Here is a 21,242-nt window from a genome sequence, read left to right on the forward strand (position 1 = left end):
GGGGCCTAGTTGCAGCCCGGCTCGATGTTGTTCTCGCTGGCGTAAGCCGAGGAATCCTCGGAGATCAGCGGGTTCAGGACGTCCTGGTCCGACTGGAAGTAGTCGGTGATCATCTTGAACTCGCCCGCGGCCGCATCCCATTGGGACACCGCGCCGAAGCCGTTGCCGCCATGGTTCTCGCAGGAGACCTTGAACTCCGGCCCGAAGGCGGGAAGGCCCAGCGCGCTCATCTTCTCCTCGGTCATTTCCAGCGCTTCCATGCCGTCGCGCATCATTTGCGAGGTGATCGCCTTGGTGCCGTGGATGTCCTGCGCCGTCTTGGCGGCCTCGGCGGCCAGCATCGCGGCATAGAGACCCCGGTTGTAGAGCACGGTCCCGGACTGGTCGCCGGCGCCGGCAGCCTTGCCCGCGTCATAGACGTATTTCTTCAGGTCGGCATAGATCGGGTAGTTGCTGCCGAAGTTGTGGAAGGTCAGCGCCTTGTAGCCGTTGGCCTTTTCGCCAGCCGGCAGCACGTCGTTTTCCGACCCCGACCACCAGATGCCGATGAAGTGATCCATCGGGAATCGGATGTTCACGGCCTCCTGGATGGCGACCTGGTTCATCACGCCCCAGCCCCACATGATCACGTAGTCGGGCTTTTCGCGGCGGATCTGCAGCCACTGGCTTTTCTGTTCCTGGCCCGGGTGATCGACCGGCAGCAGGGTCAGCTCATACCCGTGCTTCTTGGCCAGCTCTTCCAGGGTGCGGATCGGTTCCTTGCCATAGGCCGAGTTGTGGTAGACCAGCGCGACCTTCTTGCCGCTCAGGTCGCCGCCTTCCGCGTTCAGGATATGGGTGATCGCGACCGAGGCGCCGTCCCAGTAGTTGGCCGGGTAGTTGAAGATGTTGCGGAACACGGAACCGTTCTTGGCCGAGGTCCGGCCATAGCCCATCGAGTGCACCGGGATGCCGTCGGCGGTGGCTTTCGGGATCAGCTGATAGGTGATGCCGGTCGAGAGCGGCTGATAGACCAGCGCGCCTTCGCCCTTGGTCGCCTCGTAGCATTCCACACCCTTCTCGGTGTTGTAGCCGGTCTCGCATTCGATCATCTTGACGGGCTCGCCGCCGATGCCGCCGTCCCGCTCGTTCAGCAGCGTGAAGTAGTCGGCATAGCCGTCAGCGAAGGGGATGCCGTTGGCGGCGTAGGGGCCGGTGCGGTAGCTGAGCGACGGGAACACGAGATCCGCCATTGCGGGCCCCGCGGCCATCAGGGCGCCAAGCGCCAGTGCTGTCAGTCTCTTCTTCATCGGGTCATTCCTCCCTTGGTTTCGTCCGATGTGTCGTTTCACGAGGCGGGCTCCTCCCCCCTCATCAGTGGTCGGCCCCGTCAGTACGGGAACGGCCAGAGCCTCAGTTTCTCCTTGGCGACGCGCCAGAGCTGCGCCAGGCCGTGCGGTTCCAGGATCAGGAACACGACAATCAGCGCGCCGACGATGACGAGCTGGAAATGCGCCACGATATCCGTGGCCCAGCCCAGCATATCGACGCCGACCAGTTTCAGCGCCACCGGCAGCACCACCAGAAAGGCGGCACCGGCAAAGGCGCCGAAGATCGATCCCAGCCCGCCGATGATGACCATGAACAGCACCAGGAAGGATTTCTGGATGCCGAAAGCCTCGCCGACCTCGACCGCCCCGAGATAGACCGAGAAGAACAGCGCGCCCGAGATGCCCACGAAGAACGAGCTGGCGGCAAAGGCCGAAAGCTTGGCGGTCAGCGGGTTCACCCCGATGATCTCGGCGGCGATGTCCATGTCGCGGATCGCCATCCATCTGCGTCCCATCGTGCCGCGCGTGAGGTTGCGGGCCAGGACGCCGGCGAAGGTGACAAAGATCAGGCAGAACAGGTAGACCGCCCAGGACGGGGCATTGGGGCCGGTAACCAGAATTCCGAACACATCGCGTTCGGGCGCGGAGATCTGGCCCGAGGCGGAGTAGTTGTAGAACCACGGCACCCGGTTGAACAGCCAGACCAGGAAAAACTGCGCCGCCAGCGTCGCCACGGCGAGGTAGAAGCCCTTGATCCGAAGGCTTGGCAGGCCGAACAGCACGCCGACAAGCGCGGTGACACCACCGGCCAGGATCACATGGATGAACATGCTGAGTTCGGGAAAGGCCGTCATCAGCTTGTAGCAGGCATAGGCGCCCACCGCCATGAAACCGCCGGTGCCGAGCGAGACCTGGCCGCAGTAGCCGGTCAGGATGTTCAGCCCGATCGCCGCGATCGCATAGATCAGGAACGGCACCAGGATGGCGTTGGCCCAGTAATCGTTGATCAGGAACGGCACCACCCCGAAGGCCACGGCCAGGACAACGTAGTAACGATAGCGGTCGAACCGGATCGGAAAGGTCTGGTTGTCCTGCTGATAGGATGTCTTGAAATCGCCCGCTTCACGGTAAAACACGTCAGTGGCCCCCTTGCGCTTGCGCCCGCTCGCGCATGGCGGCGTCGAGCGTTTTCTTGTTTTCCAGACCGCTGTCCTCGGAGGCGCGGCTGAGCTTGATGTAGGCCAGTATCCCGGTGAGAAAGCCGACGCAGGCCAGGATCGCGGCGATCACCACCTGCCGTTCGGACAGGTCGCTGGAGGTGAGCGCGATGTAGCCGAAGGCCCAGAAGCCGGACCAGGCGATCACGTTGACGATGGCAATGGTCTGTCTCACTGCGTCACACCCTCTCGATGATCTTCTCGCCGAACAGCCCCTGCGGACGGAACACGAGGAAGATCAGCGCCAGAACATAGGCGAACCAGTTTTCCGTGGCGCCGCCGACCAGCGGCCCGATCATGAAGTCGAACAGCTTTTCGCCCACCCCGATGATCAGGCCGCCGACGATGGCGCCGGGGATCGAGGTGAAGCCGCCCAGCATCAGCACCGGCAGCGCCTTGAGCGCGATCAGCGACAGCGAGAACTGCACGCCGGACTTGGTGCCCCACATGATGCCGGCGACCAGCGCGACGAAGCCCGCGACCGACCAGACCATGACCCAGATGAAGTTGAGCGAGATCCCCACCGAGAGCGCCGCCTGGTGGTCGTCGGCCACCGCGCGCATGGCGCGGCCCTCCTTGGTGTACTGGCTGAAGGCGACCAGCGCGATCACCAGCAGCGCGGCGATCACGGTGGCGACGATATCGAGGTTGTCGATGAAAAAGCCGTAGCCGAAGATATTGTAGGTGGCGTTGTCGATCATCTCGTTGAGGCCCTGCGGCAGGCCGACGTCGAGCTTCTTGATCTCGGAGCCCCACATCAGGTCGGAGAGGCCCTCGAGGAAATAGGCCAGCCCGATGGTGGCCATGAACAGGATGATCGGTTCCTGCCCGACCAGGTGGCGCATCACGAACTGCTGCACGCACCAGGCCAGCGCCACCATCACCACCATGGTCAGCAGGATCGCCGCCAGACCGGGCAGATGCCAGCCGAAATGGTGCACGTCGGTGCCGAACATGGCATTGATCAGGTGCGAAAACGGCACCTGCCCCTCCATGATCCCGACCAGAGTCATCGCGGCGAACAGCGCCATCACCCCCTGGGCATAGTTGAAGATGCCGGACGCCTTGTAGATCAGCACGAAGCCGAGCGCGACCAGCGCGTAGAGCACCCCGGCCATCAGGCCGTTGAGGGTGACCTCCATGGCGAAAACCACTTGATCAGGCATCTGCGCCTCCCTTTTGTTGTGCCGGCATGGCGCGGTTGTTGCTCAGCTCAGTCATGGGCAACCCCCAGGTAGGCGTCGATCACGTCCTGGTTGTTGCGCACCTCGTCGGGGCTGCCGTCGCCGATCTTCTTGCCGTAATCCATCACCACAACGCGGTCGGAGAGGTCCATCACCACGCCCATGTCGTGTTCGATCAGCGCGATGGTGGTGCCGAATTCGTCGTTCACGTCGAGGATGAAGCGCGACATGTCCTCTTTCTCCTCGACGTTCATGCCGGCCATTGGTTCGTCGAGCAGCAGCAGCTTGGGCTGCGCGGCCAGCGCGCGGGCCAGTTCGACACGTTTCTTCAGCCCGTAGGGCAGGCGCGAGACCGGCGTCTTGCGGATGTGCTGGATTTCGAGGAAGTCGATGATCTTCTCCGCCACTTCGCGGTTCTCGTTTTCCTCTTTCTCCGCCGGCCCCTTCCACAGCGCCTGCGAGAACACCCCGGTCTTCATGTGGGTCAGCCGCCCGGTCATCACGTTGTCGAGCACGCTCATCCCCTCGAACAGGGCGATGTTCTGGAAGGTGCGCGCGATGCCCTGGCGGGCCACCTCGTAGGGGCGCATCGGCGGCCGCCTGCTGCCGTGGAACCAGACCTCGCCCTCCTGCGGGACGTAGAAGCCCGAGATCACGTTCAGCATCGAGGATTTGCCGGCGCCGTTCGGCCCGATGATGGCGCGGATCTCGCCCTCGCGGATGTCAAAGGAGATGTCCTTGATCGCCACCACGCCGCCGAATCGCAGGGTGATGTTCTTCATTTCCATCACCACGCCGCCGATCTTTCGGCCATCCGCGGTGGTGTACCCCTCGGCCTGATCAAGCATGGCGAGTATCCTTCTTCTTTGCAGTATGAACTTTAGGACAGGCTTTCGATTTCTCTTGCTCTTGGCAGGCCGGCGACGCTCTCAACTGCGCAATCTTTTCCTTCAGGAAAAGCCCATATTGCTTGGACTGCTTGTGGGACGGTGAAAGCTCGCGAAACAAATGGTCAAGATACGCTACCTGCTGTTTCGGATTGCGCGGCTCGAGTTCGGCTTCCCTTTCTCTCAACTTTTCCACAGTTGCCGCAGCCTTCTTGTGCGCCTTCTCAATGCCTTCACTCAGCCGATTTTTCTGTCGGTCCGTCAGTTTTTTGCCGTCAACGATTTCCTGGCCCCGCTTCGAAACGCGGCCGGTTTTGTTTACTTTTTCGTAATCCAACCTGTCGCTCATTCCGCCGCCACCCGGTGCGGCGAGACCGGCTGCACCGCCGCGTCGCGGATTTCCAGCGTGGCGCTGATATGGCCCTTGCGGCCGTCCTCGTAGGTGACCTCGGTCTTGGTCGAGACGGTCGCGGAGCCGTCGTAGAGCGCCGCGATGATATCGGCGTATTTCTCTTCGACGATGCGGCGGCGCACCTTGCGGGTGCGGGTCATCTCGCCGTCGTCGGCATCCAGTTCCTTGTGCAGCACGACGAAGCGGTGCACCTGGCAGCCTGACAGCATCTCGTCCTGCGCGACGGAGCGGTTGACCGCCTCCACATGCTCCTGGATCGCGCCCAGCACCTTGGGGTGGCCGGCCAGTTCCTGGTAGGAGGCATAGGCGATGTTGTTGCGCTCGGCCCAACTGCCGACGGCGGTCAGGTCGATGTTGATGAAGGCGACGCAGCGGTCGCGGCCATTGCCGAACAGGACCACTTCGAGGATGTCGGGATAGAACTTGAGCTTGTTTTCGACATACTTGGGGGCGAACATCGCGCCATCGGCCATCTTGCCCACGTCCTTGGCGCGGTCGATGATGCGCAGGTGGCCGCTGCCCTCTTCGATGAAGCCGGCGTCGCCGGTGGCGACCCAGCCTTCGGGATCCTTGGTCGAGGCGGTGGATTCGGCGTTCTTGTAGTATTCGACGAAGGTGCCGGGGCTGCGGTAGAAGATCTCGCCATTGTCGGCGATGCGGATTTCCACGTCCGGGGCGGGCACACCGACGGTATCGGCGCGCACCTCGCCATCGGGCTGCACGGTGATGAACACGGTGGCCTCGGTCTGGCCGTAGAGCTGTTTGAGGTTGATGCCTAGCGAGCGGTAGAAATCGAAGATCTCCGGCCCGATCGCCTCGCCCGCAGTATAGCCGACCCGGACGCGGGAAAACCCGAGCGTGTCCTTGAGCGGGCCGTAGACCAGGATATTGCCGAGGGCGTATTTCATCCGGTCCCAGGCGTTGACCGGCTTGCCGTCCAGAATCCGCGGGCCGACCTTGCGGGCGTGCTCCATGAAGCTGTGGAACATCGCCTTTTTCAGACGCCCGGCGTCCTCCATGCGGATCATCACGCTGGTGAGCTGGGTTTCGAACACGCGCGGCGGGGCAAAGAAATAGGTCGGCCCGATCTCGCGCAGGTCGGTGATCATGGTGTCGGCGCTTTCGGGGCAGTTCACCGCGAAGCCGCACCAATAGGCCTGGCCGACCGAGAAGATGAAATCGCCGACCCAGGCCATCGGCAGATAGGACAGGATGTCCTCGTTCCGGGTCAGGTGATCGAACTCGGCAGAGTTCTTGGCGCTTTCGATGACGTTGCGGTTGGACAGCACCACGCCCTTGGGCTTGCCGGTGGTGCCCGAGGTGTAGAGCATCACACAGGTGCTGTCGTAGGTGAGCTTTTCGCGCCGCGCGGTCAGCTCGCCGATGAACTCGTCCCGGGCGGCGCGGCCCTGGTTCTGCACATGGGAATACTCATGCAGGTGGGAATGATCGTATTTGCGCAGCCCGCGCGGATCGAGGTAGATCAGGTGTTCGAACTGGTGCAGCTGGTCCTGCACCTCGATCACCTTGTCGACCTGCTCCTGGTCGCCGGCTATGACGAAGCGCGCGCCGCAATGGCCCAGCACATAGGCCGTCTCCTCGGCCACCGCGTCCTGATAGAGCGGCACCGGAATCGCGCCGACCGACTGGGCGGCGACCATCGACCAGTAGAGATGTGGTCGGTTGCGGCCGATGACGGCGATGAAGTCGCCCTCGTTGACGCCCAGGTTGATCAGCCCCAGCGCCAGCGCCTCGATTTCCTTTTCGGTTTCAGCCCAGGTCCAGCCCTGCCAGATCCCGAATTCCTTTTCCCGATAGGCGGGGGCCGTCCCGAACTGGGTCGCATTGCGATGAAGCAGCGCCGGAAGGGACAGCATCCCTTCGGCGCCAGACTGCGTCTGAGCCAATTTCTATCTCCTCCCACTCCGGCATTTTCAACCGGACCCGACCGTTTTCACGGTTCTGCCCCAATAAGGGACAGCCAAAGAAGTCGTCGTCAACTTTTTCCTGATGTTTTCCAGAATCTTACGAATTGTTACAAGGATGGAGGGCCGGGGCAGAGGGTGTTACAGGGCCGCTCCGCCCCTTTCCGCCTCCCCCGGGCGATGATAGCCATAGGCACGGAGGAAACCGACGTGACCGAAACCGACCAGCAGATCAGGGCGATGGCCAGCGCGGGGTTGAACCTGATCGCGCAGGCGCTGTCGATCTATGACCAGGATCTGCGGCTGGCGCTCGCCAACAGCCGGTACCAGGAGATGTTCAGCCTGCCCGACCAACTGGTAACCCCCGGCGCGCGGTTCGAGGACGCCGTCCGCTACCTGGCCGAGGCCGGAGATTACGGCGAGGTCGAAGACGTGGATGCCTATGTCGCCCAGAAGGTCGAGCAGGCCCGCGCCTTTGAGCCGCATTACATGGAGCGGCCCCGCGCCAACGGGCGCACGATTTCGGTCGAGGGCTCTCCCCTGCCGCAGGGCGGGTGGGTCACCGTCTATACCGATATCACCCGCGCCAAGAAATCCGAGGAACTGTTACGCGCCCGCTCCGAGGAGCTTTCGGACCAGGTTCTGGCCCATGCCGAGGAGCTTTCGGCCACCAACCGGGAACTGGCGGCGACGATCACCGCACTGGAGGCGGCCAAGCGACAGCTGACCGAGGCCGAGGCGCGCACCCGCCTGACCACCGAAATGATACCGGCCCACATCGCCCATGTGAACGCGCAGGGGCGCTATACCTATTCCAACCGGCGGCTCAGCGCGGTTCTGCCCGGCAGCCTGTCGGAGATCGTCGGCATGCATATGACAGAGGCGTTGGCCCCCGGCAGCTTTGCCAAGGTGGAGCCCCATCTCAACGCCGCCTATGCCGGGCACAGCCCGGTGTTCGAGTTCACCGAAGACCAGAATTCGCGCCGTATCCGCGTCGCCATGACCCCCGACGGGCAAGGCGGTGTCTACCTGATGTCGATGGACATCACCGAGGAAACCCAGGCCCGGGTCGCCCTGCAGCAGACCCGGCGGCGCGCCCTGGCGGCGCAGATGACCAGCGGGCTGGCGCATGATTTCTCGAACCTGCTGACCATCATCCTAGGGATGCAGGGCAAGCTGGCCAAGATGACCCTGCCGGAAGAGGCACGGGAACTGGTGGCGGCGACCCAGGCCACGGCGCGGCGCGGCGGGCGGCTGCTGGACCGGATCGCGGACATGACCGGCAAGCGCACCCTGCGCCCGCGCGCCACCGATCTGCACGTGCTGCTCCACGACCTGAAGATCCTCGCCTCGCCCAGCCTGCCGCGGGGGGTCGGGCTGAGCGTGCTGGACCATGCCCCCGATGCGCAGATCATGCTGGATCCCGGCATGTTGCAGGACGCGCTTCTGAACCTGGTTCTGAACGCCCGCGATGCCTGCGGCGCGACCGGGCAGATCACCGTATCGGCCCATGCGGTCGGCGATATCTGGCTGGAAATCTCCGTCAGCGACACCGGCCCCGGGTTCTCGCCCGAGGCGCTGAAACAGGCTCTGGACCCGTTCTTTACCACCAAGGGGGGCGAGGGGTCGGGGCTGGGGCTGCCGATGGTCTATGACATGGTCAAGCTCACTGGCGGCGACCTGCGGCTGCGCAACACCGCCAGCGGCGCCAGCGTGATCCTGCGGCTGCCCCACCGGGCCGCCCCGGCGGTGGCGGGGGGGCTGGCGCTTCTGGTCGAGGACAGCGACGAGCTGCGCGCCACGGTCCGCGACATGCTGGTGGAGCTGGGCCACACGGTGATCGAGGCGGCCTCGGTCGATGAGGCGAGCGCGCTTCTGGCCGATGTGGAGGATATCCGGCTGGTGCTCTCGGACATCCGGCTTCAGGGCAAGGCGACCGGCATTGACCTGCTGGAGCGGGTGGCGGCGGGCGGGCCGCCGATCGTGCTGATGACCTCGCTGCCGCAGGGCGATCCGCTGCACCGCGCCGCCCTTTCCCGCGCGCCGGTGCTGAGCAAGCCGTTCACCCGCGCCCAGCTCTCGGCGCTGATCGGCAGCGAGGCTGCGGCATGAACGCGCCGCTTGTCACCATCCTCGACGACGAGCCGGAGATCCGCGCCATCCTGACCGAGGCGCTCGAGGAGGCCGGATTCCGCACCCAGTGTTTCGGACGCGCGCGCGAGTTCGAGGCGGCCCTGCAACGGGTGACGCCGGACGTCTGCCTGGTCGATCTGTCGCTGCCCGATACCGACGGGCTGGCGCTGGTGCACCGGCTGGCGCTGGAGCGTGGCGCCACGGTGATCATCATCTCGGGGCGCGCACAGGTGCAGGACCGGGTGACCGGGCTGGAACTGGGCGCCGACGATTACATCACAAAGCCGTTCGACCCGGCCGAGGTGGTGGCCCGCATCCGCGCCCGGCTGCGCGCCGGGCGCGCGCCGCCGAAATCGGGCAATACCGCCCGGTTCAACGGCTGGACCGCGCATTTCGACCGCTATGTGCTGGAGGACGAGAGCGGCGCGGAAACCCCGTTCTCCCATGCCGAGGGCGAGGTGCTGCGGCTGTTTCTCGACAGCCCCAAGCGGCTGATCAGCCGGGCGCAGATGCAGGACGCCCTGGGCGGCGCGGCCGGCGAAAGCTTTGACCGGGCGATGGACGTGCGTATCTCTCGCCTGCGCACCAAGCTGCGCGAGGACCCCAAGAACCCGCGCCTGATCAAGACGATCTACGGGGCGGGGTATATTTTCCTGGGGGATGTGGGCTGGGGGTGAGGGAGAGCGAACGCCGCTTCGCGGCGTGCCTCCGGCGGGAGTACTTGAGGCCAGAAAAAGACCACGGGACCGAACCTCACCTCAGCCGACCCACCGCCTCCGCCAGCACTCTGAGCCCGGCCACCAGATCGGCCTCGTCGGTATCCTCCTCGAAGGCATGGCTGATGCCGCCGATCGAAGGGGTGAAGAGCATCGCCACCGGCATCAGCCGCGCCACGTTGGTGGCGTCGTGCAGCGCGCCGGAGGGCATCTTGCGCCAGTTGCCCGGCGCCACCGCCTCGGCGCCGGCTTCGAGCGCGGCGCGCAGGGTCGCATCCATCGCCACCGGCTCCAGCCCCAGCATCGGGCCGAAACTCAGGCCCATTCCCTGCGCCTGCGCGATCTCTTCGGCGGTGTCGCGGATGATCCGCTCCATCCGGTTCAGCCGGTCGCTGTCGCCGTCACGCCACTGCATCGAGAAGGTCGCCCGCCCCGGCACGATGGAGGAGGCGTTGGGATGCAGGCCGACATGGCCGATGGTCCAGACCGTCGCCGGGGTGACCACGTTGCGAAAGCGCGCGTTGATCGCCGCGTTGAAGGCCGCCAGCGCCTGGAAGGCATCGCGGCGCAGGTGCATCGGCGTGGTGCCGGCGTGGTTCTGCTGGCCGGAAAAGGTGATGCGCATGTCGCGGATGCCGACGATGTCGGTCACAACGCCCGCCTTTTCACCGCTGCCGTCCAGCACCGGCCCCTGTTCGATATGCATCTCGACATAGCCGGTGAAGCGCGCCGGGTCGATAAAATCGCCCGACCGATCCCCGATCGCGGCGCGCGCGGCGGCAAAGCTGACGCCGTCGCGGTCGGTCAACCCGTCGGCCACCTCCAGCGGCGTCGATCCTGCCCAGACCGCGCTGCCGGTGGTGACGCCAAAGCGGCCCTCCTCATCCTCGAAGCTGACCACCGAGATCGGCGGTCCGTCGGCCTCCTGCGCGGCGCGGGCGACCTCCAGCGCGGCGATCACCCCCAGCGCGCCGTCAAGCCAGCCGCCCTCGGGCTGGCTGTCGCTGTGCGAGCCCAGCAGCAGCGAGGCCCCTTCGGCCAGCCCGAAGAGGTTACCGACGGGATCGAATTGCGGCGTCAGCCCGGCCTCCCGCATCCGCCCGGCGAGCCAGTCGCGCGCCGCGATGTCCGCCTTTGAATAGGCCGGGCGGACCACGCCCTTGCCGACGCCTGCCGCACCGAATTCCCGCAGCTTGTGCAGATCCGCCAGGAACCGTTCCGCATCCACTTTCATCGCCATTCCTCCATCGGGGTTCGCTCAGACATCGCACGGTGGCGCGGCGGAGCAAACCGCAACCGCCGCTTGCGCGGGAAATTTTCCCCTCTCTCCGCGGCACCTCCCTTTTCCCCCGCGCGGCGCTGGCATAAGAGGGGCGCGAACCACAAAGGCGCGTGCCATGTCCCAGATTACCCTGATCCGCCACGGCCAGGCCAATACCGAGGCCCGGGACGAGGCAGACTATGACCGGCTCAGCCCGCTGGGCCACCAGCAGGCGCAATGGCTGGGGGAGTATCTGCGCGCCTCGACCGGCCACCAGGGGCGGGTCTATTGCGGCACGCTGACCCGGCATCTGGAAACGGCGCAGGGGATGGGCGTGGGCGAAGAGGCCATTCGCGATCCGCGGCTCAACGAGCTGGAATATTTCACCCTCGCCCAGCTTCTGGAACAACAAAAGGGCGTGGCGATCCCGAAGGACCGCGAGGGGTTCGTGGCGCACCTGCCGATGGTCTTCGAAGCCTGGCAGCGGGGCGAGATCGAGGGGACGCCGGAGAGCTTCGGGAATTTCGAGACCCGCGTGCGCGAGGCGCTGGCAGAGATCGCGGCCGGGTCCGGCCCGGCGCTGGTGGTCACCTCCGGCGGGCTGATCGCCATGGTGATGCGGCAGATGCTGGAGCTTGACACCCCGGCGATGGCGCGGATGGCGCTGGCGATCATGAACACCTCGCTGCACCGGGTATTTCCCATCGGCGACCGGCTGAGCCCGGTTCTGTTCAACGCGGTGCCGCACCTGGAACTGCCCGAGCGGCATTACGCCCAAACCCATCTGTGAAAGGAGCCTTTCGATGACGCATCTCTGGGTCCGGGCCGAGCAACGGCCAAACGAAGACCGCGTCGGGTTGACCCCCGAGGGCGCAGCGGCGCTGATCGCCAGGGGGATCGAGGTCACGGTCGAGGAAAGCTCGGTCCGTGCCATCCCGATCGACGGTTACAGCGCGGCGGGCTGCACAATCGCGGCGGAAAACAGCTGGCCGCAGGCGCCGCGTGACGCGATCATCTTCGGGCTCAAGGAATTGCCCGAGGACGGCACGCCGCTGCCGCACCGGCACATCATGTTCGGCCACGCCTTCAAGGGGCAGCATTCGGGCAAGGAGTTGCTGCGGCGGTTCAAGGCTGGCGGCGGCACGCTGTATGACCTGGAGTACCTGGTGGACGAGGCCGGGCGCCGGGTGGCCGCCTTTGGCTATTGGGCCGGTTACGCGGGTGCTGCGGTGACGCTCAAGGCCTGGGCGGCGCAGCAGCGCGGCGGGATCTGCGGGCCGGTCGGGGTCTATCCCGGCAAGGATGCGCTGCTGTCCGAACTGGGGGGCGAGCTGGACGCGCTCGACGCCCCGCGCCCCCGCGCCATCGTGATCGGCGCGCTGGGCCGGGTCGGCACCGGCGCGGCCGATTTGTGCGAGGCGCTGGGTGTCGCGGTGACCAAATGGGACATGGCCGAGACCGCAGGCGGCGGGCCGTTCCCGGAGATCCTGGAGCACGACCTTTTCCTCAACTGCATCTTCGCGCGGCCCGGCACGCCGGTCTTCGTGCCGAAATCAGCGCTGACCGCGCCGCGCCGGCTGAGCGCCATCGGTGATGTCGCCTGCGACCCGGACAGCGATTACAACCCGGTCCCCATCTATGACCGCGCCACCACCTGGGAGGCCCCGGTGCTGCGGGTGGCGGAAAACCCGGTGCTGGACGTGATGGCGATCGACAACCTGCCCTCGATGCTGCCGGTGGAAAGTTCGCAGGATTTCGCGGCGCAGCTCTTGCCGTCGCTGCTGACGCTGGATGCACTCGACACGGGCGTCTGGGGTCGGGCCAAGGCCACCTTTGACAGCCACATGGGCTGAGGCGGCGAAACTTTAATTCAAACAGGGGGAACGACCCATGACCATTCACTGGTGCGGAACCGGCCTTTCGGCCATTCCCGGGCTGCGCAGGCTGCTCGAAGCGGGACAACAGGTGACCGTCTGGAACCGGACGGTCGACAAGGCGCGCGAGGCGGTCGGCGATCTGGCCGACGATATCCGCGCCTTTGACATGGAGGCAATCGGTGCGGCGCTGAAGAAAGGCGATGTCGTCGTCTCGATGCTGCCCGGCGACTGGCACGTGCCGCTGGCCGAACTGGCGATCTCCAAGGGCGCCAATTTCGTCTCGTCCTCCTATATCGCGCCGGAAATGCGGGCGCTGGACGACAAGGCCAAGGCAGCGGGCGTGACGCTGGTCAACGAGGTGGGTCTCGATCCCGGCATCGACCACCTGATGGCGCATGCGCTGATGGCCGATTACCGCGCCTCCGACGCCTTCGATGCGCAGAATCACCTCAGCTTCATCTCTTACTGCGGCGGGGTGCCGAAGATCCCCAACGATTTCCGCTACAAGTTCTCCTGGTCGCCGCTGGGGGTGCTCAAGGCGCTGCGTTCGCCGTCGCGGTCGATCCGCGATTCCGAGGAATTCGAGGTCGACCGGCCCTGGGATGCGATCAGCAGCTACACCGCGCCGCTGCCGACGCCCGAGGATTTCGAGGTTTACCCCAACCGCGACAGCCTGCCCTTTATGGCCGAGTACGGGTTCGGTGCGGATTGGCCGGTCAAGCAGTTCGTGCGCGGCACGCTGCGGCTGGAGGGCTGGGCGCAGGCCTGGTCGGATGTGTTCCGCGAGGTCGAGACGCTGACCGGCCCCGAGGGCGACGCGCGGCTGAAACAGATGTCGGACCATTTCTGGGACCAGAACGCCTATGACGAGGGCGAGCCGGACCGCGTGGTGCTCTGCGTTGGCCTCACCGCCGAGAAGGACGGCAAGGAGGTCTGGCACAAGACCTATGTGATGGACGCCTGGGGCGATGCGCGCGGCAGCGCGATGGCGCGGCTGGTCTCGGTCACCGTGGCGCTGGCGGTCGAATCGGTGATCGCGGGCCGGATCGCGCCGGGCGTGCATGCCGCCCCGAGCGCGCCAGAACTGGTGGCCGACTGGATGGGCGAGATCGGCAAACTCGCCCAGCATATCGAGGTGGTCGATCACCTGGCATGACCCGGGCAACGGAAAGGGGCCGCGCGGCCCCAGCCCCTGTCGGCAAATGTTGAAATGAAAACTTTGGTTGGCCAAATTTTGGCCAATCTACCCTTTAGAAATCACCTTGAACGGCGCCTTTGGAGGAATCTGTGGGGGTTTCTGAATGAACATTGTCTCGAAGATATCTTCGACGGACATCGCAGATTTTTTCCCGCAAGACAAAATACAGGCCAGGCACTTTGTCTTGCGCGCTTTGCACCTACCCCGCTCGAAGGCTTTCAAGATAATCGCAAATCATCGCGTGGCGTCTTTTCCCGGCAACCAGGATTGGATCCAGAATTTTGCCCGGGAAATCTCCTGGAAGACCCTCTGCCACTCGATCGAAAACATTCTCTTCGCGCTCCACAATCATATTGAAAGCGCCCTCCACCAAGGCTTCTCCAAGGCCTAACTTCGGGCCGGTTTCCCAGAAATGGCGCGGATGGATCTGGTCGATCCGGTAGTACCGTTTTCCGCCGCGGACGGCCATCGCCAGCTGCATCTGCTGCAGGCGGATTTGACCGCTCGCATATGCAGGTTCCGCACTCAGGATGTCGTAGAGAGGCGTCATATGAAACCCGCCCGGGCCCAGGAAAATCGAGAAGTTCTTCGCGTGCCCGTCGGTCGCCCCGATCATCCAGAAGAAAAGCTGGGAGGCGAAGAATGTCACCCGGTCGTCCACGCTGTTGGAGGAGCCCAGGAGGAGTTCAAGGCAGTCCTTCATTCCAGGGCCACTGTCCTCTTGCTCGTATTTCTGAGAAGACGGCACACCCAAGGCCTGACAAAAATCTTCCTGGGGTAATCTCAGGCGGCGCCCTTTCGACATCTTCCGGTCGAAACGCTCGATCACCAGCGCATCGGTTTTTCCGAACCGCTCGATCCACACGTTATTAATATCAAATCCGAACGCTTCAGCCAGGCGCAAGCATAGCAGCTCGTTTTCCAGGCTCGTAGTCATGTCTATCCCGTTTTGCAATCGGCCCATCCGGGTCTTCAGAATATGGGTGGTCGCGGTCAGACCATGGGGAATGTGCCACTCCCCGTCTTGGCGTAGAAGCGCTGTTTTTTCCTGTGCGCCGGCAACAGAAATGCGAAACGCTTGCTTCCGGTCCACGCCGAGCGGGCTGTGGGACAGGTTTTTCAGGATGTCTTCGACAGCCACCTCATCGACCCGATCGCTTTCAATCAAGAAGGGTGCGCCCGGATCATCGCCATCAGGAATGAACTGCATTGCTCCCACGCAGTCACGGCCAATCGCTGCCAGTAAGGAGTGCGGGTCATCTCCCCTCGCGCCCATTCTTTCAGCGACGGTCCGGCGCAACACAACGTTGTCGGGCAGGAGATTGTCAAATACCGCGACAACCCTCTCCCCCTTTTGGATCCCAGCCTCAAGGGGAAGCGACAGCGAGACCGGAAAGGCATTTTCCCATCCCAGCCAGTCGTCATGATAGGTGAATGTCGTCGCCCCAGTGGCCTCGCGCGTCAGCGTGCCGACCCTTCGACCGTTCATGTAGACCGCAAGCGGTATGCTCTTCGCCCGGCGACCCATCAGAAGATATCCTCGATGCTCGAGGATTTGCCGGCGTTGCGAGACCCGCGCGGCGACAGCACGCAATCCAGATCCAGTGCGGACAGCAAGATGAAGATCGTTGCCGCTGTCGGTTTGGTGGCTCCCGTCTCAATCGTCGAGATGTGATGCGCCTGAAGGCCCGCGACCCGCGCGAGTTCACCTTGTGTCATGCCCTTGGCCTTGCGCGCCGCACGCAGCGCACGACCAAGTTCATCAACAGATCGCACCTTCCTGGGCGTGATTGTATCGCTCTTTGGTCTCATGATTTTACAGTTCTATGTATATTCGTAACTTATACAGATTAGTGTATAAAAACGATACTTACAATATTCTATATAAAAAGGATATTTACAAAGTTTTGTACGAAAAGTCTGCCGCGGCGACGGGCTTCAAAATTTACCGACAGGGGCTGGGGCCGCGCGGCCCCCTTTCTTGATCTCTATTCTCCCGTGGCGCGGCGCCTACATCAGGTCGTTTTCCACGTCCTCGACCGAGATGCCCAGCGCGTCCATCCCGTTTTCCAGATTGTCGGACAGGTGCGGCGTGCCGATCAGGTAATCGGCGCAGGGGGTCGTGGCCTCGGTCTTGGCGGTCGCCAGCGCCTCGTCCCAATCCTCGGCGAAAAAGCTTTCGCGGCCGATCCACATGACCGCCACCAGCTCGGCCTGTTCATCCTCGCTCATGCGGTCGATGAAGGCGCGCAATTCGCCCTCGGCGCGGCCCAGTTCCCGCGCCATCATCGCCACCTGCGCCAGTTTGCGCGCGGAAATCTCCATGGTTCTCATCCTTCTGTTCGCGTCGGTCCGGTCATCTGATACCCGCCCGCGCACCCCGGTCTTTGATCCTGCGCAAACTGCGCCGGCTCCTGTGTCCTGCGTATCCCGCGCAAACGCAGAACGCCATCGCGGCCGCGCAGTTCGGTTTCGGCGGTCATGTCCCAGGGGGCATAGTCCCGGTCCCGCCCGGCGCGCGACAGGATATCACAGGACGCCAGAATATCCGCATCCAACCGCTTGGTCTCTTCCTCCAGCCGGGCGGCGATGTTCACGGTGTCGCCGAAGACCGAGTATTCGAGCCGGTCGCTGGTGCCGACCACGCCGCTGAAGACCGGCCCCCAGTGCAGCCCAATTCCCGCCCGCAACGCCGGCGCGCCCGCCGCGACGCGCGCCAGCGACCAGTCCGCGATCTCATCGCGCAGGCGCAGCGCGCAATCGACGCAGGCGCCGGCGGTGGCGGCGGAATCCGCGCCCTCCTCGAACACGATCATCGCGGCATCGCCCATGAACTTGTCAAGGATACCCCCCGTCGTCCGGGCCACGGCGGTGACCCGGCGGCGGTATTCGGTGGCGAAGGCCGACAAGTCCTGCGCGCTCATGCCCTGCGACAGGCGGGTGAAGCCGCGCAGGTCGATAAAGAGTACGCCCGCCTCGATCCTGCGGCCATGGCGCAGCTCCTCCAGCCCGCCGGAGGCAAGGCGCGGGGCCAGTTGCCCGGGCAGGTAGCGGGTGAGGTTGGCGGCGTTGCGTGCCTCGGTGATCGAGCGCAGCAACAACAGCCTGGTACGCACCGCCGCCACCACCAGTACCGCGCCCGCAAGGCCCAGCATCGCCACCCGCATCGCGTTGGGCGCCGAGGCCAGAAACAGCCCCGCGACGCCCGAACGCGGCACGAACCCCTCGCCCGCCGGCAGGCTTATCAGGTAGGCAAGCCCCCCCACGGTGAGCAGTGCGATGAACGCCTGGATCCCGGGATTGAACCGCAGCACGCCGAAAGCCAGCACCACCGGCCCCAGCCAGACCGCGGTGAAGACAAAGGCATGGCTGCCGGGAAGTCCGGTGTTCACCATGCTGATCCACACCCCGCACAGGAAGAACAGGCAGTCGGCAGCGGCCGCCGGCCAGATCATCCAGATCCGCAGCCAGCCGCGCCGGTAGCCCCACCAGGCCAAAGCGCCGAGGACGAAATACCCCGCCATCATCGCTGTGGCATAGAACCACTGTTTCTCGAGCACGTCAGACTGGGCTGGAGGTTCCATATCGGCGGCGACCAACGTGAAAGACAGCACAAGGATCAGCACCGAAAGCATCCGCAAGAGCCCCACGAGCCCCTCGGCCCGAAGCTCGGCCTCGCGGAACAGCCGGATGGTTTCAGGGGGCGGCCGTACCGGCCAGAGCTTACTCGGCACCATCGGTCACGGCGGCGAACCCGCGCCCGCGCCCCTCGACCAGAGCGGGCGTCTCGATCTCCGATCCTTGGGTAACCACGCCCATGGCCTCGAACTTGCGGGCCGAGGGCAGCACCCGGCTTTCCATCGAGGCGACCGCCTTGTTGTAGTGATCGACCGAGCGGTTCAGCCCCTTGCCCACCGCGTCCAGATGACCGCCAAAGGTGTTGAGCCGGTCATACAGCTCTTTCGCGACCTTCTGCACCTCGACCGCGTTCTCGGCCATCTTCTCCTGCTGCCAGCCATAGGCGATGGCCTTGACCAGCGCCATCAGCGTGGTCGGCGTGGCGATCAGCACCTTGCGCTCGAAGGCGTATTCGATCAGCTCGGCGTCCGCCTCCACCGCGGCCGAGACAAAGGTCTCGCCGGGGATGAACATCACCACGAAATCCGGCGTTGTCGCGATCTGGTCCTGATAGGCCTTGGAGGACAGCAGTTTCACATGCTGGCGCACCTGCGCGGCGTGGCGGGCAAGGTGGTGTTGCTGCTGCTCGGGCGTTTCGCATTCCAGCGCGTCGAGATAGGCTTCCAGCGGGGTCTTGGCGTCGATCACGATGCTCTTGCCGCCGGGAATCTTGACGATGGCGTCGGGGCGGCGGGCGCCGTCGTCGGTGTCCATGTGGTGTTCCAGCGTGTAATCGACGTTCTCGGCCATGCCGGCCATGTCGAACACCTGCCGCAACTGCATCTCGCCCCAGCGGCCCCGGGTCTTGGGCGCGCGCAGGGCCTGCACCAGCTTGCGCGTCTCGGTGCCCAGGCTGGCCTGCCCCTCGGCCAGTTGGCGCACCTGTTCGCGAATCGCGCCATAGGCATCGTTGCGGGCCTTTTCGATCTCCTTGATGCGGGTGTCGAAGACGGTCAGCTTCTCGTTCAGCGGCTTGACCAGGTTCTCGATCGCGGTCTTGCGTTTCTCCAGATCCTCGCTGGCGGTGACCTCGTGCGACTTGAACCGTTCCGAGGCCAGTTTGAGGAAAGATTCGGAGTTGCGCTGCAACACGCCGGAGGCCAGCGCGGCAAAGCGATCCTCCATCTCCTTCTTCATGCCGCGCAGCTCCTCCAGCCGGGCGGCATGTTCGGATTTCAGGGTCTTCAACTCGGTCTCGGCGCTGATGCGCAATTGCTGTTCGTCGCCATGCAGGCGGCGCAGATCCTCGACCACCTGCAGCAATTCGGGGATCCGCCCGGCCTGGGCGCGCTGTTCGGCCAGTTCCAGCCGCAGGGCCTGCGCCTCGTCCTCATAGGGGCGCAACTCCCGGATCAGCGCGCGCAACGCGATCTGGCGCAGCAGCAGCGCCAGGACCAGCAGCGACAGGGCCACCGTCGCCCAGATCAGGATCTGTTGCGGCGGGAGGGCCTGTATCGCGTTCAGAACATCATCCATCGTCCTCTCGGCCCCCGTTCCTGTTTGGTTCTTTCCCTCTCCAGTTGAACCAAGCAATCGGAAAAGGCAAGGCCGCCCTCAGCTGCGCCCGAACAGACGTTCGATATCGGTCAGCTTCAGCTCCACATAGGTGGGTCGTCCGTGGTTGCACTGGCCCGAATGCGGCGTCGCCTCCATCTCGCGCAACAGCGCGTTCATCTCCTCTGCCCGCATCCGGCGCCCCGAGCGGATCGAGCCGTGACAGGCCACCCGGCTCAGGATCGCCTCGATCCGGGCCTGAACCAGCTGGCTGTCGCCCTCGTCATCCAACTCGTCAAGAATATCGCGGATCATCGCCTCGGCGTTCACCTCGCCCAGGATCGCGGGGGTTTCACGCACGGCGACGGCATTTCCGCCGAAGGCCTCGATGCCAAGGCCCATTTTCTCCAGATCGCCCGCCACCTCCAGCAGCCGGGCACAGTCGCCACCGGAAAGCTCCACGATCTCCGGGATCAACAGCGCCTGCGCCGCGACGCCATTTTCCGCCATCTGTTTCTTGAGTTTTTCATAGACCAGCCGCTCATGCGCAGCGTGCTGATCGACGATCACCATGCCGGTCTCGGTCTGGGCGATGATGTAATTCTCGTGCACCTGCCCACGCGCCGCGCCCAGCGGCAGGGATTCGGCGGCGCGGTCCGGCGCGCTTTCCGTGTCCTCGACCACCCGACCGCTATAGGCGGCTGAAAGCTCGGCAAAGCCCGGCTCGGGCCGCGCACCATAGGCCGGGGCCGGCTCCATCGGGGCCTGCGCCTGGTAGGCAGCGGCGCGGGCGCCGGGCGAGGGGCGATCCATCTGGTAGACGCGCGGCGGCGCGCCGGGGGTCTCGGGGCGCATCGCCCCCAGCGTTGCCGCCCCCACGGTGGAGGAGGCGCGATGCCCCGCCTCGGCCAGCGCGTGCCGCAGGGTCGAGACGATCAGCCCGCGCGGCACGCCCGGCTCGCGGAACCGCACCTCGGACTTGGCCGGATGCACGTTGACGTCGACCAGCTTGGGATCGCAATCGAGGAACAGCGCGGCGGCCGGGTGGCGATCGCGGCTGAGGAAATCGAAATAGGCCGCGCGCAGCGCCCCGGTCAGCATCCGGTCGCGCACCGGGCGGCCATTGACGAAAAGGTACTGCATCACCGCCGCGCCGCGCGAATAGGTCGGCAAGGCGGCATAGCCGAACAGCCGGATCCCCTCGCGCGTGGCGTCGATCGGCATGGCATTCTCGGCAAAGTCACGGCCCAGGATGCGCGAGAGCCGCGCCTGCAACGCGCCGAAAAGTTCGCCGTTCTCCGCCTCGGCGCGGAAGGTGACCCGCCCCTCGCCGCCGCCGGAGACGTCGCGCAAGGTAAAGCCGATGGCAGGCTCGGCCATCGCCAGCCGTTTGACCACATCGGTGACCGCCTGGCTTTCGGCGCGGTCGGAACGCATGAACTTCAGCCGGGCAGGCGTGGCAAAGAACAGGTCGCGCAGCTCCACCACGGTTCCGGCGCGCAGGGCGGCGGGGCGCGTGGGCTCCATCCGCCCGCCTGCGACGCGCAGCGTGGCAGCCTCCTCGCCCGGGGCGCGGCTGGTCAGGGTCAGACGCCCCACCGCGCCGAGCGAGGGCAGCGCCTCGCCCCGGAAGCCGAAGGTATGGATGTTCAGCAGGTCGGAGCCGTCGATCTTTGACGTGGCATGACGCGACAGCGCCAGCGGCAGATCGCCCGGCGCGATGCCACAGCCGTCGTCAGTGACACGGATCAGCGTCTTGCCACCGTCGGCAATCTCGATGGTGATCCGGTTGGCACCGGCATCGATGGCGTTCTCGACCAGTTCCTTGACCGCCGAGGCCGGGCGTTCGACCACCTCGCCCGCCGCGATGCGGTTGATCGCGGTATCGTCGAGCTGGCGGATGACGGGGCGGTCTTCGCCGATATTGCGGTTTTGGTAACCCATACCGCT

General features: G+C 65.0%; 19 protein-coding genes. 5 read left to right on the forward strand and 14 right to left on the reverse strand.

What is annotated here, in order from left to right:
* Positions 1-5 precede the first annotated feature (5 nt).
* The 7 genes from P1U75_RS08940 to P1U75_RS08970 all read right to left on the reverse strand — a co-directional run bounded on the left by P1U75_RS08940 (position 6) and on the right by P1U75_RS08970 (position 6,887).
* The gene (locus tag P1U75_RS08940) at positions 6-1,289 is read right to left on the reverse strand and encodes an ABC transporter substrate-binding protein (RefSeq protein ID WP_300242276.1); all 1,284 of its coding nucleotides are present in this window, start codon (positions 1,287-1,289) and stop codon (positions 6-8) included.
* Between the two features lie 80 nt (positions 1,290-1,369).
* A complete protein-coding gene (locus tag P1U75_RS08945) occupies positions 1,370-2,446 on the reverse strand; it encodes a branched-chain amino acid ABC transporter permease (RefSeq protein WP_300242279.1) in 1,077 nt (358 codons plus the stop codon).
* A gap of 1 nt (position 2,447) precedes the next feature.
* A complete protein-coding gene (locus P1U75_RS08950; protein WP_300242282.1) occupies positions 2,448-2,702 on the reverse strand; it encodes a hypothetical protein in 255 nt (84 codons plus the stop codon).
* 4 nt (positions 2,703-2,706) lie between these two features.
* On the reverse strand, positions 2,707-3,693 hold the full coding sequence (locus P1U75_RS08955; protein WP_300242285.1) for a branched-chain amino acid ABC transporter permease: 987 nt from the start codon (positions 3,691-3,693) through the stop codon (positions 2,707-2,709).
* Positions 3,694-3,740: 47 nt separating this feature from the next.
* Positions 3,741-4,559: an ABC transporter ATP-binding protein gene (locus P1U75_RS08960; RefSeq protein ID WP_300242287.1), complete on the reverse strand. Its 819-nt coding sequence runs from the start codon at positions 4,557-4,559 to the stop codon at positions 3,741-3,743.
* Positions 4,552-4,947 carry a hypothetical protein gene (locus P1U75_RS08965; protein ID WP_300242290.1) on the reverse strand — a complete coding sequence of 132 codons (396 nt, stop codon included), beginning with the start codon at positions 4,945-4,947 and terminating at the stop codon, positions 4,552-4,554. The genes P1U75_RS08960 and P1U75_RS08965 overlap by 8 nt, the downstream gene beginning before the upstream one ends.
* Positions 4,944-6,887 (reverse strand): AMP-binding protein, encoded by a 1,944-nt coding sequence (locus P1U75_RS08970; RefSeq protein WP_300242351.1) that lies wholly within the window; start codon positions 6,885-6,887, stop codon positions 4,944-4,946. The genes P1U75_RS08965 and P1U75_RS08970 overlap by 4 nt, the downstream gene beginning before the upstream one ends.
* Positions 6,888-7,175: 288 nt before the next feature.
* Between P1U75_RS08970 and P1U75_RS08975 the strand changes: the two genes are divergently transcribed.
* On the forward strand, positions 7,176-9,047 hold the full coding sequence (locus P1U75_RS08975; protein WP_300242353.1) for a PAS-domain containing protein: 1,872 nt from the start codon (positions 7,176-7,178) through the stop codon (positions 9,045-9,047).
* Entirely contained in the window at positions 9,044-9,745 is a 702-nt protein-coding gene (locus P1U75_RS08980) for a response regulator transcription factor (RefSeq protein ID WP_300242292.1), read from the forward strand. The genes P1U75_RS08975 and P1U75_RS08980 overlap by 4 nt, the downstream gene beginning before the upstream one ends.
* A gap of 76 nt (positions 9,746-9,821) precedes the next feature.
* Here the strand turns inward: P1U75_RS08980 and P1U75_RS08985 are convergent, their stop codons facing one another.
* Entirely contained in the window at positions 9,822-11,018 is a 1,197-nt protein-coding gene (locus tag P1U75_RS08985) for a Zn-dependent hydrolase (protein ID WP_300242355.1), read from the reverse strand.
* Positions 11,019-11,181: 163 nt separating this feature from the next.
* Here P1U75_RS08985 and P1U75_RS08990 point away from each other — a divergent pair, with 163 nt between their 5' ends.
* The 3 genes from P1U75_RS08990 to P1U75_RS09000 are packed head-to-tail and all read left to right on the forward strand — an operon-like array spanning position 11,182 to position 14,078.
* Positions 11,182-11,835 (forward strand): histidine phosphatase family protein, encoded by a 654-nt coding sequence (locus P1U75_RS08990; RefSeq protein ID WP_300242294.1) that lies wholly within the window; start codon positions 11,182-11,184, stop codon positions 11,833-11,835.
* Between the two features lie 13 nt (positions 11,836-11,848).
* A complete protein-coding gene (locus tag P1U75_RS08995) occupies positions 11,849-12,898 on the forward strand; it encodes a saccharopine dehydrogenase (protein ID WP_300242296.1) in 1,050 nt (349 codons plus the stop codon).
* Between the two features lie 37 nt (positions 12,899-12,935).
* Positions 12,936-14,078, forward strand: a complete 1,143-nt coding sequence (locus P1U75_RS09000) for a saccharopine dehydrogenase family protein (RefSeq protein ID WP_300242298.1) — start codon at positions 12,936-12,938, stop codon at positions 14,076-14,078.
* A 241-nt stretch (positions 14,079-14,319) separates the two neighbouring features.
* Here the strand turns inward: P1U75_RS09000 and P1U75_RS09005 are convergent, their stop codons facing one another.
* The 6 genes from P1U75_RS09005 to mutL form a co-directional block, all read right to left on the reverse strand.
* Positions 14,320-15,648, reverse strand: coding sequence for a HipA domain-containing protein (locus P1U75_RS09005; RefSeq protein ID WP_300242300.1), 1,329 nt, complete (start codon positions 15,646-15,648; stop codon positions 14,320-14,322).
* The gene (locus tag P1U75_RS09010) at positions 15,648-15,896 is read right to left on the reverse strand and encodes a helix-turn-helix transcriptional regulator (protein WP_300242302.1); all 249 of its coding nucleotides are present in this window, start codon (positions 15,894-15,896) and stop codon (positions 15,648-15,650) included. Before P1U75_RS09010 ends, P1U75_RS09005 begins: the two co-directional genes overlap by 1 nt.
* A gap of 234 nt (positions 15,897-16,130) precedes the next feature.
* Positions 16,131-16,445, reverse strand: coding sequence for a DUF3775 domain-containing protein (locus tag P1U75_RS09015; RefSeq protein ID WP_300242305.1), 315 nt, complete (start codon positions 16,443-16,445; stop codon positions 16,131-16,133).
* A gap of 5 nt (positions 16,446-16,450) precedes the next feature.
* The gene (locus tag P1U75_RS09020; protein WP_300242308.1) at positions 16,451-17,857 is read right to left on the reverse strand and encodes an adenylate/guanylate cyclase domain-containing protein; all 1,407 of its coding nucleotides are present in this window, start codon (positions 17,855-17,857) and stop codon (positions 16,451-16,453) included.
* Positions 17,844-19,274, reverse strand: coding sequence for a DNA recombination protein RmuC (gene rmuC / locus P1U75_RS09025; protein ID WP_300242311.1), 1,431 nt, complete (start codon positions 19,272-19,274; stop codon positions 17,844-17,846). The genes P1U75_RS09020 and rmuC overlap by 14 nt, the downstream gene beginning before the upstream one ends.
* Positions 19,275-19,352: 78 nt before the next feature.
* Positions 19,353-21,236 carry a DNA mismatch repair endonuclease MutL gene (gene mutL / locus P1U75_RS09030; protein WP_300242313.1) on the reverse strand — a complete coding sequence of 628 codons (1,884 nt, stop codon included), beginning with the start codon at positions 21,234-21,236 and terminating at the stop codon, positions 19,353-19,355.
* Positions 21,237-21,242: the final 6 nt, after the last annotated feature.

It is taken from the genome of Antarcticimicrobium sp., from assembly GCF_029212575.1.
Taxonomy (GTDB): Bacteria; Pseudomonadota; Alphaproteobacteria; order Rhodobacterales; family Rhodobacteraceae; genus Antarcticimicrobium.

What these genes read in the sequence shown, in the direction of transcription:
- P1U75_RS08940 (WP_300242276.1), bottom strand. Translation starts at nt 1,289, where the DNA reads ATGAAGAAGAGACTGACAGCACTGGCGCTTGGCGCCCTGATGGCCGCG.
- P1U75_RS08955 (WP_300242285.1), bottom strand. Translation starts at nt 3,693, where the DNA reads ATGCCTGATCAAGTGGTTTTCGCCATGGAGGTCACCCTCAACGGCCTG.
- P1U75_RS08960 (WP_300242287.1), bottom strand. Translation starts at nt 4,559, where the DNA reads ATGCTTGATCAGGCCGAGGGGTACACCACCGCGGATGGCCGAAAGATC.
- P1U75_RS08965 (WP_300242290.1), bottom strand. Translation starts at nt 4,947, where the DNA reads ATGAGCGACAGGTTGGATTACGAAAAAGTAAACAAAACCGGCCGCGTT.
- P1U75_RS08970 (WP_300242351.1), bottom strand. Translation starts at nt 6,887, where the DNA reads ATGCTGTCCCTTCCGGCGCTGCTTCATCGCAATGCGACCCAGTTCGGG.
- P1U75_RS08975 (WP_300242353.1), top strand. Translation starts at nt 7,176, where the DNA reads ATGGCCAGCGCGGGGTTGAACCTGATCGCGCAGGCGCTGTCGATCTAT.
- P1U75_RS08980 (WP_300242292.1), top strand. Translation starts at nt 9,044, where the DNA reads ATGAACGCGCCGCTTGTCACCATCCTCGACGACGAGCCGGAGATCCGC.
- P1U75_RS08985 (WP_300242355.1), bottom strand. Translation starts at nt 11,018, where the DNA reads ATGAAAGTGGATGCGGAACGGTTCCTGGCGGATCTGCACAAGCTGCGG.
- P1U75_RS08990 (WP_300242294.1), top strand. Translation starts at nt 11,182, where the DNA reads ATGTCCCAGATTACCCTGATCCGCCACGGCCAGGCCAATACCGAGGCC.
- P1U75_RS08995 (WP_300242296.1), top strand. Translation starts at nt 11,849, where the DNA reads ATGACGCATCTCTGGGTCCGGGCCGAGCAACGGCCAAACGAAGACCGC.
- P1U75_RS09000 (WP_300242298.1), top strand. Translation starts at nt 12,936, where the DNA reads ATGACCATTCACTGGTGCGGAACCGGCCTTTCGGCCATTCCCGGGCTG.
- P1U75_RS09005 (WP_300242300.1), bottom strand. Translation starts at nt 15,648, where the DNA reads ATGGGTCGCCGGGCGAAGAGCATACCGCTTGCGGTCTACATGAACGGT.
- P1U75_RS09015 (WP_300242305.1), bottom strand. Translation starts at nt 16,445, where the DNA reads ATGGAGATTTCCGCGCGCAAACTGGCGCAGGTGGCGATGATGGCGCGG.
- P1U75_RS09020 (WP_300242308.1), bottom strand. Translation starts at nt 17,857, where the DNA reads ATGGTGCCGAGTAAGCTCTGGCCGGTACGGCCGCCCCCTGAAACCATC.
- rmuC (WP_300242311.1), bottom strand. Translation starts at nt 19,274, where the DNA reads ATGGATGATGTTCTGAACGCGATACAGGCCCTCCCGCCGCAACAGATC.
- mutL (WP_300242313.1), bottom strand. Translation starts at nt 21,236, where the DNA reads ATGGGTTACCAAAACCGCAATATCGGCGAAGACCGCCCCGTCATCCGC.